Here is an 11,653-nt window from a genome sequence, read left to right as displayed (position 1 = left end):
GTGGACCTGAGGAGACCGTGTATGGCCGTTCCCGCCCCGAACCACCCTTGCTGGCAACGTCTGGCCAGTGGAGGCCTGTCCAAGCTGAAGACCCAGCACCTGGGCACCCAGCTGCTGACCAAGCGCATCGAGCGCAGCGCCGATCCGCTGCCCGTCAAGGCAGCCGAGATCCAGGCCTTCTTCACCAAATGGGAGAAGGTTCTGCCTGCCGAAGTTGCCCAGCTGACCAGTCTGTGAGGATGTCCATGAACCAACTGATTTCCCTTCAAGCCGCCATCGACCTCATCCAGCAAGGCAAGGCGCTGAGCCTGGCGGGCACCGAGGCCACGCTCGACAAGCTGCCGGCCGGCAACTGGATCGCCGGCACCATTCCCTACTTCATGGTGGCCGAAGGCGGCACCGTGGTGCAGGACGACCGCGTGTTTGCGACCGACCTGTCGGACGTGGGCAACGTGACGCTTGCCTGCTATGGCGCGTCGGAGCTGGAAGGCATTGCCGGCCATGCGCCGGACAACGGCTTTGCCCTGACCATCATCCCCGCCGCCAGCGAGACCCATCGGCGCTTCTCGGCCGAGGCCGCCAGCTACAAGGACGCCTTCCTGAAGCCCACCGTGGGCTGGATCGCCGGCGTGCACCTGAATGATCTGGGCAAGGCCAGCCCCAAGGTCTATGACGGCCGCACGGCCACCAAGCACACCGACCGCGCCGTGGTGGCCTATGTGGCGCTGCCCGAGGACAAGCTGGTGCAGGTCGACATCGTCAACCTGTTCGAGCCCGATGGTCAGGACACGCTGCGCTTCCACGACACGTCGTTCAACGTGCGCGAGTGCGAGGTCAACGGCGAGAAGGTGAACTTTGCCGAGTACGTGAACCGCCGCGGTCTGGCCCATGGCCAGCTGCCGCTGGTGGGCGACTTTGCGGGTGCGCACGTCAACGTCTCGCTGCAGAAGGTGCACGCCGACCACGTGGACCTGTACGCCCCGGTCTTCCCGGGTGTGGACTACCACTTTGCCAGCCCGGTCAGCGACTACGCAGCGGCCTTCCGCAGCCGGCTCGCCGATCAGGACACGAGTGGCACCGTGGTGTCGTGCAACTGCATCCTGAACTTCGTGTTCGGCGAGCTGGAAGGCAAGGCCATCGGTGGCGTGCAGGGCCCCGCCACCTTCGGCGAGATCGCCTACCAGCTGGTCAACCAGACGCTGGTGAACGTGCGGGTGCTGTAAGCCCCGCCAGGCAAGGGCTCAGCGCATGTCGACGCGACCGCGCTCGCCCTTGTCCTTCGGCGGCTCGCCCGTGAGGGCAGAGACCGCCTTGTCATAGAGGTGCACCAGACGGTTGTCGGGTGCGTCCCAATAATCCGCATGGGCGATGCGCACCCGCACCAGGGTCAGGTCGGGGTCGGTCGGACCGCCCTTGAACCAGGCCTCGTTTGCACGCGTCCACAGCGCCTGCTTGCGCGCGTCGTCCTCCACGATCTCGGCCTGGCCGGCAACCGACACATAGGCTTGATCGGCAGGGTCTGCGTAGGCCACGTTGACCTGGTTGTCGCGCAGCAGGTCGGCCACGGTCTCGCTGCCGGCGGACATGAAGAACCAGAGGCTGTCGTCTTCGTCGATGGCGCGGTTCTGGGTCGTCATGGGCCGGCTGTGCAGGTGCCCGTTGGCGTGCCGGGTCGTGAACATGCCGAAATGGATGTCCTTGATCAGCTCCCAGAGCTGCGCGCGGCGTGTGGTGTCCGTCATGCGATGCCTGTCCTTTCCACTGGATCATGGGATGACCCGCTCATGACATGAGCGGGTGCCTTTACGGCGCGATGCGGCCGGAGGATGTGGTTGCTCAGCGGCTGCTGCCGGAGCCCGTGCCCGAGCCACCGCCGGTGCCGGTGCCTGTGCCAGTCCCCGTGCCGGTCCCCGTCGAGCCGCCCGTCCCGGTGCCGCTCGGCCCGTTGACCTGATGCGGATCCTTCGGATCCGTGTCGCCGCGGCGCTTCTGGTTGGTCGAGCGCTTCGGCTGCTTGCGCTGGCTGTCACCCGTGGCCTTGCTGCCGGTGTTGCCCGTGTCCTGCCCGGCGCCTGTGGCCGGCATGTCATCCAGCGTGCCGCCACGGCTGCCGGAGGTGGAGCCCGAGCCGGTCGTGCCGCCACTGCCCGTGCCGGTCCCCATGCCCGTGCCTGTTCCCGTGCCGGTCGCACCGGTGCCAGCGCCCGTGCCACGGGTGTCGTCCATGGTGCCCGCGCCCGTGCCGCGCGACGACGGGCTGGTGCTTCCGCCGGACTGCCCGGCCGATTGCGCCATCACGGCGCCCGAAGCCACCGCCACGGCGAGGGCCACCAAAGTCTTGCTCAGCGTTGATTGTCTGGTCATGTTGATCGTCCTTCTCACATGGTTTCCGGCAGGACACTGCTGTGCCGCCTGCCCTTGAACGGCAAGCGTTGTGCCCAGGCCCGCGGGTCAAAGGCCGGCCTGCGGCGTGACCCAGAAGCCAGGCAAGCCTTGCCGCAACATCGGCACCGCGCCCCCCGATCTGCGGGCTCTGGCTGACATGCGGCCTGCACGGGCATGGCCCTTGCCGAAGCGGACGTTCGTTCATCCCTCACCTTCCTGATCGATCGCCATGTTGCTCCCCTCCTCCTGGCAAAGCGACGAAGCCCGCTGGCTGGTCCAGCTTGGCAGTGCGCTGGCTTCCGCCCTGATTGCTTCCGTCCTCCTGCGTGTGGCCGAAGCCGTGTTCTCGCGGGCCACCCGGCACTCCCTGGCCCTGCAGGCGATGCAGCAGGGCACACGGCGCCCCATGCGCGTGCTGGTGCCGCTGATCGCCTTCAATGTCGTGCTCTCGAGCGCGCCCGACCAGCTCGTCGGCATCGGCGCCGTGCGGCAGTTCCTCACCGTGGCCGTCATCGCCACACTCACCTGGCTGGTCATTCAGGCGGTGCGGGCAGCGGGCCAGTCCGTGACGCTGCTCCAGCCTGTCGACCATGCCGACAACCTGTCCGCACGCCGGCTGCGCACGCAGACCACCGCCCTCACGCGCACGCTGGTCACCCTCATCACCGTGGTCGGCGTGGCGATTGCGCTGATGACTTTTCCGAGCGTGCGCCACATCGGCACCAGTCTGCTGGCTTCGGCCGGGCTGGCCGGCATCGTGGCCGGCCTGGCCGCGCGGCCGGTGTTGGGCAACCTCATCGCGGGGCTGCAGATCGGCCTCACCCAGCCCATCCGGCTGGACGACGTCGTGGTGGTGGAAGGCGAGTGGGGCCGCATCGAAGAGATCACGGGCACCTATGTGGTCGTCAAGATCTGGGACCAGCGCCGCCTGATCGTGCCACTGGAATGGTGGACGCAGAACCCCTTCCAGAACTGGACGCGCAGCAGCGCCGCCATCACGGGTCAGGTGCTGCTGTGGCTGGATTTCCGCACGCCGCTGGAGCCGCTTCGCGCCGAGCTGCGCCGGTTGTGCGAAGGCAGCGATCTGTGGGATGGCCAGGCCTGCGTGCTGCAGGTGGTGGACGTCAGCGATCGGGCCATGCAGATCCGCTGTCTGGTGAGCTCGCCGGACTCGAGCCGCAACTGGGATCTGCGCTGCCTGGTGCGTGAAAGCCTCATCCAGCTGGTGCAGGATCGTTGGCCCGAGTGCCTGCCTCGCGTGCGGGCCGAATTGCGGGACGGCGGCGCCGGGGAGGAAGGCCCTGCCCCACCGGCCGCCTTGCGCCGAGAGGTGGCCCCCACCGCCTGAGCACGGAGGCCCGCGGCGAGAGAGGCCCCGCCTCAGCGGCGCTGCTGCTGGCCTTGCTGCGGTTCGGGCTCGTCCTGCGCCGCGTGGTGGCAGCACCCCACGGCATGCCCGACCAGCCAGCCCATTTCCTCGACGCTTTCCAGGTGGTAGCGCGCGGCCGTGTCCATGCTGGCGCCCACGCGCACCGTCAGCCAGTTGTCGGGCGCGTCACGGAAGGCCAGCTCGTCGGTGACGTCGTCGCCAAACACGACCAGGCGCTCGCAGCGCGTGTGCCGCATCAGGGCCTCGAGTGCCTCCCGCTTGGTGACGGTACCCGGCGGCAGCAGGTTGAACACGGCATGCCCGCGGATGATGCGCGGCACGGGCACAAGCCGCGTGGCCCGCGCCAGCAGCAGCGAGCGGCCCCATGCGGGGTTCTCGCAGTGCCGATAGTGCAGGGACAGCGTCAGGCCCTTGTTCTCGATCTGCGCGCCCTGAGCCGCACGCCACAACGAGGCGTCTTCGCGCAGACGGCTTTCCCAGAAGGCGCAGATGTGACGTCGCTCGCGCGTGTCCGCGTCGCCACCCGGCAGCCCTTCGTTGCCATGGTTGCCGATCAGGTAGCCCACGGCGGGCGGCACCCGGGCGGTCAGGTCCTCGCGGGCGCGACCGGACACGACGGCCACCGGGGCCAGCCGCGCGAGGCGGTCCAGCTGCGTCCACGTGGCGGGCGACATCCTTGCCTCGGCAGGGTCGTCCACGATGGGGGCCAGCGTGCCATCGAAGTCGAACGCGAACAGCGTGCTGGGGCCCAGCCAGTCGTCCAGCATCGCGCGGTGTCGAGGATCGAGCAGCCAGGGAGCCATGGTGTCAGACCTTGTGCGCACGCTTGCCTCGCTCGGCCGCCGCCGGCGACCCTCCGTTGGCCGCCTGCCGCGCACGCCAGGGCGCACGGAACAGGCCTTCGGGTGCCACGACGCCGGATACCTGCACGATGCGGTCCTGCACGCGGGCTCGTTGCCGCTCGTCCGCCGCATCCAGCAGCATGCGGCCCGCCCAGCGGTAGATGTTGAAGTCGGCCAGGCGGGTGCGCATGGCCCGCATGCGCTCGCGCTGCTCGGCGGGGTGCATGGTCAGCGCCTTGGCCAGCGCATCGGCGGTTTCCTCGATGTGATAGGGGTTCACGACCAGGGCCTCGTGCAGCTCGCTGGCCGCGCCGGCAAAGCGACTGAGGATGAGCACGCCGTCGCCGGTCTCGCGGGCCGCCACGTACTCCTTGGCCACCAGGTTCATGCCGTCATGCAGGCTGGTGACCATCGCGATCTCGCATGCACGGTAATGGCGGCGCACCGATTCGCTGTCGTGCTGCTCGATGAGCAGGATGATGGGTGGCGGCGTGCCCGGTGCCCGCTCGGCGGCCCAGGCGTTGATGCGCCGGGCCTCTTCGCGCACCCGGTGATCGAGCGCACTGTAGGCCTCCAGGCTCGATCGCGTCGGTGCCGCAATCTGCACGAGCGAAAAGCGCCCCAGCCACATGGGATGGCGATCCAGCAGGCGCTCGACAGCCAGCATGCGTTCGACGATGCCCTTGGTGTAGTCGAGTCGGTCCACCCCGATGGCCAGACGGTGTTCAGGCGACAGGCCCATGGCCTCGCGCAGCGCGCTCTGGTCGGCTTGTGCCCGGGAGAGCGCGTCGTCGGCAGGCGGGTGCCACGGGATCGAGATCGGATAGTCGCGCACCTGCGTGCGCTGACCCATGAAGCTCACCGACTGATCCTCCTGCGTGATGCGGGCCTCCAGGAAGCGATCGACCGTGGCCATGAAGTTCTGGCAGTGGTAGGGCGTGTGGAAACCGAGGATGGTGCTGCCCAGCATGCCTTCGAGGATCTCGCGCGCCCAAGGGCAGATGCCGAACGACTCGGGGTTGGGCCATGGGATGTGCCAGAAGGTGATGATCGTGGCGCGTGGCAGACGGGCGCGCAGCATGCGCGGCAGCAGGGCAAAGTGATAGTCCTGTACCAGCACGACGGGGTTGTCCGTGCGGGCTTCGTCGGCCACGGCATCGGCAAATCGGGCGTTGACGGCACGGTACTGCTGCCAGTCTTCCTCGCGGAACACCGGCCGCACGTGGGCGATGTGACACAGCGGCCACAGGCCCTCGTTGGCAAAGCCATAGTAGTAGCCGCGCTCTTCTTCGGCCGACAGCCAGACACGACGCAGGGTGTAGGCATCGTGCAGCGGCTCGCCGCCTTCGGGAATGGGCGGCACCCGCACCCGTGAGCGCGCATCGACCACATCGGCGTCGGCGCTGCCACTGCCATGGGCCACCCAGGTCCCCGAGCAGGCCCGCATCACCGGCTCCACCGCCGTCACCAGGCCGCTGGCCGGACGTTGCACGCGGATGGTGCCGTCTTCATTGCGCTGGTGGATGTAGGGCTCGCGGTTCGAGACCACGATCACCTCATCGCCCGACAGGTGCTCGCGCAACAGCAGCTTGAGGGTTTCGGGACGCCATTCGATGGTGGTGTCCTTGAGGATGCGGCGGTCTTCGTGCACGCTGCGCAGCAGGCGGCGCAGGTCGGGCAGCAGCGGCTGGATCTCGGGTGAGGCCCGCCCCAGCGCGGCCGCCTGGCCACCATCGCTCAGCACGCGGCGCACGCCGTTGATCCAGTGCCGCCAGCCCCAGTTGGCGACGGTGATGAAGAGCAGCGCCAGCACCACACCCAGGCCGACGAACAGCATGGTGAGGTAGTTGCGGGCCTGCTGGTCGCGGCGGCCCGCCTCCGCCGGGTTCTGCATCACCACCAGCGTCACGTGGCCACCGTCCGGGGCAGCATCCGACACCAGTCCGCCCCCTGCGGCCGGCGCGACCGGCAGATCGATGCGCCGCACATGCATCTGCGACAGCCAACGGGCCATGGCGGGGCCGACGCGGGTGGTGGCGTCGCGCCCTTCGGCGCAGGCCAGCTCGGCCGGGTAATTGCGGCTGGCCGCCAGCACGGCATTCGGCGAAGTGCACACGGCAATCGCGTACAGCCGCTCGTCTTCCGTCAGGCTTTCGATCTGCTGGCTGAGCTCGGACTGGTTGCCCTCTTCGAGCGAGAGCATGATCGCGCCGTGCAACGCCTTGCTGACCAGGCCGGCACGCTCGTCGAGCTCGCGCTGGGTCCAGCCCTGCAGCAACGGGCCGCTGACCTGCATCGACAGCACACCCAGCACGCCCAGCACCACCACCAGCGGGACGATGAAAGCCAGGCTGAGGCGCAGCATTCGCTGGACGGCGGAGAGTCGGGTCCGCCAGGACGAGGTCACGGTCACATGCAGCTCCGGCAAGGTCAGGTTTCAGGGTCGAGCGCGGTGGTTTCACCCCACACGCGGCATGCCTTTCGGGCAAACGGCGTGCCTGGGGTCGGCGTCGCCACGAAGAAGGCGGTGCATGCGCACCACGTCGGCGGGAACACGCTGTCGATGCCACAAAGCCCAAGGCAGGCCGGTGACCGCGCGCCACAGCACCGACGCCCCCACACCTTGCGCGCTGGCTTGCCGCAAGATGTGCCGCACTTCGCGAAATGCATCCGGCCACGGCAGACGCATGGCGGCAATCCACAGGCGGTTACGAACCGCGAGAAGGCGACGCTCCCCAGACTGCCGGGGTGGCGCGGGATGGTGGTGCACCACCGCATCCGGGACGTAGACCATGTCCCAACCCAGCGTGGCAAGGTCCAGGCCCATCAACCGCTCTTCGGCTCCGTGAAAGAGGCGGGGCTCATAGCCGCCGGCCTCCTTGAAGGCCTGCGTGCGCATCACCACGGCCCCGGCCACGAAGGACAGGATGGCCGGGCCAGGCAGCCCGATGCGATCGAGCGGGCTCTGCGCCATGCGTGTGCACCGGGGGTCGGGCCGCTGCTCGGGTCCGACGCGCACCTGGCCGTTGATGAGCCCCACCGACGGACACGAGGCCATGACCTCCACGGCCCGCTGCAGGGCACCGGGGGCCCACCACGTGTCGTCGTCGCAGAAGGCCACATAGGGCGTGCGGACCTGCGCCACCCCGGCGTTGCGGGCCGCGGCCCCGAGGTGGCGCGTCACGCGCACCAGCAGGGCCCCGACCTCGGCGGCAGCCTCCCGGTTCGCCCGGGCATCGCGCGTGCACGAGCCGCTGTCGACCACGACGATGGCCGGGCGCTCCGGCAGACGGCGCAGATGCGCCAGGGTGCGCCGCAATTCCGCCGAACGCTGATGTGTCAGCACCACCACGGTCACCAGCGCCTCAGCTGCCATCGACGCCTCCACACGCACCCTGCAGGTCCCACAGCCGTTCGGGCCGTGTCAGGTCCGACAGCCCCTCAGCGCCCAGCGCCCGCAGCTGGCTGACGTAACTCGACACCGCTCGGGCCTTCAGGCGCTCGACGGGGCTGACCACCATGGTCGAGGGGGTGGCCTCCAGGCCCAGTGTGGCCAGCGTCTGCAAGCGCTGCTGAAGCAGGCCGGGCAGGCGGCGATAGGGGATGTCTTCGTACAGGTGCACGGTCCAGTTCGTCACGCTGCGCCGCAAGGCCCACAACGCGGCTTCGTGCACCAGAAGGTGGTCGGAGTGAAACAGGCCCATCGGGAGCACCACCGGCGGGTCATCCAGCGTGCGCAGGGTGTCCAGCAGGGCCTCACCGAGTTCATGGGGCGAAGGGCTGCTGCCGTACTGCGCGTCGAGAAAGTCCAGCCACATCGGGGTCACGCCGAGCAGCCCGAGCGCCTGGGCGTCTTCGTCGCGGCGGGTCTGCATGGCGACGCGGCCGCTGATGAAGCCGCAACGCTCGTCCCAATCCGTCAGGGGGCTGTCCTCCTCGGGCAGCCCGGCAAACACGGTGACGACCGTGCTGTCGGGGCGGTTGGCAAGCAGGTGCCCGCACGAGAAGACGGCGTCGTCGGGGTGGGGAGAGAGGATGACCATGGCGGGGGCTGCAACGAAACGACTCGGAGGTGACGTGATGCATCCGGGTGGCAAGCGGCGTTCCCGGTCACAGGCGGGCACGCCAGGTGCTCCCGCAGCACGCCACCCACCCATTGCAGCTCGGGGCTCTGCCCGGAAGAAAGGACTTCTTGCGCATGAACAGCAGTGGCGGCCTCCGGGCTGTCCTCCCCATCCTGTGGAACGCCGTCAAGCCCCGCTGGCGTCGAACCGCCGCGGCCATCTTCCTGCTGGTGGCCGCCAAGGTGACGGCCGTGCTCGTGCCCCTGCTGCTCAAGGCCATCGTCGACCGCTTCAGCCGGCCCGAGAACCTGGCAGCGGCGGGTTCGGCCCAGGCCGGCGACGCGCTGCAGGCGCCGCATGCCGTGCTTGTCCTGCCGGTCTTCATGCTGCTGGGTTATGCCGCACTGCGCTTTGCCGGCACCCTGTTCACCGAGTTGCGCGACCTGGTCTTCTCGCGGGTCACGCTGGGGGTGGTGACGTCCTACGCCGAGCGGGCGTTTGCCCACCTGCTGGACCTCACCCCCCGCTTTCATGCGCAGCGGCAGACCGGCGCCCTGATCCGCGACCTGGAGCGGGGCACCGGCGGCATCGGCTTTCTGTTGGGCGCCGGGCTGTTCACGGTGGTGCCCACGTTGGTGGAATTCGGCGCGGTGCTGGTGGTCATGTCCGTCGGCTACAGCGTCTGGTTCACCGTCGTGATCATGGCCACCTTCGTCGCCTACGGCACGTACACCACCCTGATGACGCAGCGCCGCGAGGTGCGCCAGCGCCGCGTCAACGAGGTCGACTCGGCCGCGCATGGCCGCATGGTGGACGGCCTGCTGAACTACGAGGCCATCAAGCTGCACGCCCGCGAAGGCCACGAGCGGCAACGTTACGCCGGCGTGCTGAGCCAGTGGGTGGAACAGGGCGTCGCCAATCAAAAGGCCCTGTCGACGCTGCACATCGGCCAGGGCGTGATCATCGCGATCGGGGTGGCGCTGGTGATGCTGCTGGCGGGCGAGCAGACCGTGCAAGGCACCCTGACGGTGGGCGACCTGGTGCTCGTCAACGCCTACATCCTTCAGATCTGTCTGCCCCTCAATGCACTGGGCTTCGTGTTCCGCGAGGCGCGCGATGCGCTGGTGAACACGGAGAAGCTGCTGGACCTGCTGGCCCAGCGGCCCGACATCGAGGATGCGCCCGAGAGCAAGGACCTCACCATCGAAGGCGGCAGCATCCATTTCGAACACGTCGATTTTGCCTACGAGCCCGGTCGCCCCATCCTGCAGGACGTGAGCTTTCACATCGGCGCGGGCCAGACGGTGGCCGTGGTCGGCGGCAGCGGCTCGGGCAAGTCGACGCTCGCCCGCCTGCTGCTGCGTCTGCACGATGTGGGCAAAGGTCGCATCACCATCGACGGCCAGGACATCCGCAGCGTGCGCATGGCGACGCTGCGCCGGGCCATTGGCGTCGTGCCCCAGGACACCACGCTGTTCAACGACACCGTCGCGCACAACATCGGCTACGGCCGCCTGGGTGCGAGTCTGGCGGACGTGATCGAAGCGGCCAAGGCCGCGCAGGTGCACGAGCTGATCGAGTCGCTGCCCCAGCAGTACGAGACCTCGGTGGGCGAACGGGGCCTGACCCTCTCGGGGGGTGAACGCCAGCGCATCGCCATCGCACGCGCCTTTCTGAAAAACCCGCCCATCATCGTGCTGGACGAGGCCACTTCGGCGCTCGACGCACGCTCGGAACGCGCCATCCAGGCCGAGTTGGACCGCATCGCGCACGGCCGCACGACGCTCGTGATCGCCCACCGCCTGTCGACCATCGTCGATGCCGACCTCATCATCGTGATGGACAAGGGCCGCATCGTCGAGCGGGGCCGCCATGACGAGTTGCTGGCCCATGACGGGCTGTATGCGCAACTGTGGCGCCTGCAACGCCAGCAGCAGCAGGTCGAACGGCTGGAGCACGAGCTGGCGCGCCAGCCCATCCATCTGGCGGTGCTGCTGATGGGCGTACTCGACGGCCTGCGCGACGCCATCGAGTCCCGTCACATCAAGCTCTATGCCGACATCGCGTTCGAGGACGCCCGCGTGGTCGGTGACCCCAGCTCGCTGGCCCAGGCCATCGGTCAGCTGTGCATGCGCGCCATCCTGACGGTGCCGCCGGGTGGCCGGCTGGCTCTGCGGCTGGAGCGCAGCCAGGCGCACGCCCGCCTCGCCATCACCGAAGGCCTGCTGCCCGCCGTCAGTGACGACCGGGCGCCCCTGCCTGCCGGCGCGCTGCCCATGCCCCCCGTGACGCTCGACCCGGTCGCGCTGCGGGCGGTGATCGAGCGCCAGGGGGGGCGCTTCCAGTCTGATCCTCCCAGTTCCATGCACGGGCCGCGCCATGTGATCGAATTGCCCCTGCTGGCCCTGTCCGCACGGCCTCTGGAGGCCACCATGCCCCAGCCCGCTCCGTTGCCCGGCGAGACACGCGCCGCCCTGGCCGCCCCGGGGCGGGGCGCGCTGGAGGGGCTGGACATTCTTGCCATCGACGACCTGCCCGACGCGCTCGAATCGCTGGTGATGCTGCTGTCGGCAGAGGGCGCGCGCGTGGCGCCGTTCGACACCGGCAGTGGCGCGCTCGCCTGGCTGACAGAGACGCCGGCCTCGGGCTGGCCAAGGGCGGTGCTGTGTGACATCGACCTGGGCACCGAAGACGGCCACCAGGTGATCCGCCGCATCCGCCAGATCGAAGACGAACGCGAGGTGCCGCTGCACGAACGGGTGCCGGCCATCGCGTTGAGCGGGCTGTCCGAGCCGGCCGACCGCATGCGCTCCCTGATGAGCGGCTTCCAGGCGCACCTCGTGAAGCCGGCTCAGCCCGGCGAGTTGATCGACACCCTCGCCCGCCTGACCGCCGGCGGGCCGGCGATTCCCCCGCAGAACGGCGACGGGTCAGTTACCGGCAACAACGACCACAGGTCGTAAGTCTTGCAA

10 protein-coding genes are annotated in these 11,653 nt (G+C 69.0%); 4 read left to right on the top strand and 6 right to left on the bottom strand.

The annotated features are described in order from the left end of the window. Positions 1 to 21 precede the first annotated feature (21 nt). Together DEH84_RS03945 and DEH84_RS03940 are read left to right on the top strand one after the other, a co-directional pair. A complete protein-coding gene (locus DEH84_RS03945; protein ID WP_109034954.1) occupies positions 22 to 237 on the top strand; it encodes a hypothetical protein in 216 nt (71 codons plus the stop codon). 8 nt (positions 238 to 245) lie between these two features. Continuing rightward, positions 246 to 1,223, top strand: coding sequence for a DUF6976 family protein (locus DEH84_RS03940; protein WP_179950613.1), 978 nt, complete (start codon positions 246 to 248; stop codon positions 1,221 to 1,223). A gap of 18 nt (positions 1,224 to 1,241) precedes the next feature. On the opposite strand, the gene DEH84_RS03935 is transcribed toward DEH84_RS03940, so the two are convergent. Then, a complete protein-coding gene (locus tag DEH84_RS03935; protein ID WP_109034950.1) occupies positions 1,242 to 1,742 on the bottom strand; it encodes a pyridoxamine 5'-phosphate oxidase family protein in 501 nt (166 codons plus the stop codon). Between the two features lie 94 nt (positions 1,743 to 1,836). Beyond that, positions 1,837 to 2,364 (bottom strand): hypothetical protein, encoded by a 528-nt coding sequence (locus DEH84_RS19060; protein WP_159098848.1) that lies wholly within the window; start codon positions 2,362 to 2,364, stop codon positions 1,837 to 1,839. Between the two features lie 250 nt (positions 2,365 to 2,614). On the opposite strand from DEH84_RS19060, the gene DEH84_RS03925 reads away from it, so the two are divergent. Then, positions 2,615 to 3,733 (top strand): mechanosensitive ion channel family protein, encoded by a 1,119-nt coding sequence (locus DEH84_RS03925; RefSeq protein WP_109034946.1) that lies wholly within the window; start codon positions 2,615 to 2,617, stop codon positions 3,731 to 3,733. Between the two features lie 32 nt (positions 3,734 to 3,765). On the opposite strand, the gene otsB is transcribed toward DEH84_RS03925, so the two are convergent. The 4 genes from otsB to DEH84_RS03905 form a co-directional block, all read right to left on the bottom strand. Further along, a complete protein-coding gene (otsB, locus tag DEH84_RS03920) occupies positions 3,766 to 4,578 on the bottom strand; it encodes a trehalose-phosphatase (RefSeq protein WP_159098847.1) in 813 nt (270 codons plus the stop codon). Positions 4,579 to 4,582: 4 nt separating this feature from the next. After that, a complete protein-coding gene (locus DEH84_RS03915; protein ID WP_109034942.1) occupies positions 4,583 to 6,982 on the bottom strand; it encodes an alpha,alpha-trehalose-phosphate synthase (UDP-forming) in 2,400 nt (799 codons plus the stop codon). Between the two features lie 93 nt (positions 6,983 to 7,075). After that, positions 7,076 to 7,993, bottom strand: coding sequence for a glycosyltransferase family 2 protein (locus tag DEH84_RS03910; RefSeq protein ID WP_109034940.1), 918 nt, complete (start codon positions 7,991 to 7,993; stop codon positions 7,076 to 7,078). Next, entirely contained in the window at positions 7,983 to 8,660 is a 678-nt protein-coding gene (locus DEH84_RS03905) for a PIG-L deacetylase family protein (protein WP_159098846.1), read from the bottom strand. The genes DEH84_RS03910 and DEH84_RS03905 overlap by 11 nt, the downstream gene beginning before the upstream one ends. Before the next feature lie 155 nt (positions 8,661 to 8,815). Between DEH84_RS03905 and DEH84_RS03900 the strand changes: the two genes are divergently transcribed. After that, the gene (locus DEH84_RS03900) at positions 8,816 to 11,644 is read left to right on the top strand and encodes an ATP-binding cassette domain-containing protein (protein ID WP_109034936.1); all 2,829 of its coding nucleotides are present in this window, start codon (positions 8,816 to 8,818) and stop codon (positions 11,642 to 11,644) included. The last annotated feature ends 9 nt before the right edge of the window (positions 11,645 to 11,653 follow it).

The sequence above is a fragment of the Aquabacterium olei genome, assembly GCF_003100395.1.
Taxonomy (GTDB): domain Bacteria; phylum Pseudomonadota; class Gammaproteobacteria; order Burkholderiales; family Burkholderiaceae_C; genus Aquabacterium; species Aquabacterium olei.
This window is presented reverse-complemented; position numbering and strand designations above follow the sequence as displayed.

Excerpts from the sequence above, each read along its gene's own strand:
- DEH84_RS03945 (WP_109034954.1), top strand. The coding sequence starts at position 22 with ATGGCCGTTCCCGCCCCGAACCACCCTTGCTGGCAACGTCTGGCCAGT.
- DEH84_RS03940 (WP_179950613.1), top strand. The coding sequence starts at position 246 with ATGAACCAACTGATTTCCCTTCAAGCCGCCATCGACCTCATCCAGCAA.
- DEH84_RS03935 (WP_109034950.1), bottom strand. The coding sequence starts at position 1,742 with ATGACGGACACCACACGCCGCGCGCAGCTCTGGGAGCTGATCAAGGAC.
- DEH84_RS19060 (WP_159098848.1), bottom strand. The coding sequence starts at position 2,364 with ATGACCAGACAATCAACGCTGAGCAAGACTTTGGTGGCCCTCGCCGTG.
- DEH84_RS03925 (WP_109034946.1), top strand. The coding sequence starts at position 2,615 with ATGTTGCTCCCCTCCTCCTGGCAAAGCGACGAAGCCCGCTGGCTGGTC.
- otsB (WP_159098847.1), bottom strand. The coding sequence starts at position 4,578 with ATGGCTCCCTGGCTGCTCGATCCTCGACACCGCGCGATGCTGGACGAC.
- DEH84_RS03915 (WP_109034942.1), bottom strand. The coding sequence starts at position 6,982 with ATGCTGCGCCTCAGCCTGGCTTTCATCGTCCCGCTGGTGGTGGTGCTG.
- DEH84_RS03910 (WP_109034940.1), bottom strand. The coding sequence starts at position 7,993 with ATGGCAGCTGAGGCGCTGGTGACCGTGGTGGTGCTGACACATCAGCGT.
- DEH84_RS03905 (WP_159098846.1), bottom strand. The coding sequence starts at position 8,660 with ATGGTCATCCTCTCTCCCCACCCCGACGACGCCGTCTTCTCGTGCGGG.
- DEH84_RS03900 (WP_109034936.1), top strand. The coding sequence starts at position 8,816 with ATGAACAGCAGTGGCGGCCTCCGGGCTGTCCTCCCCATCCTGTGGAAC.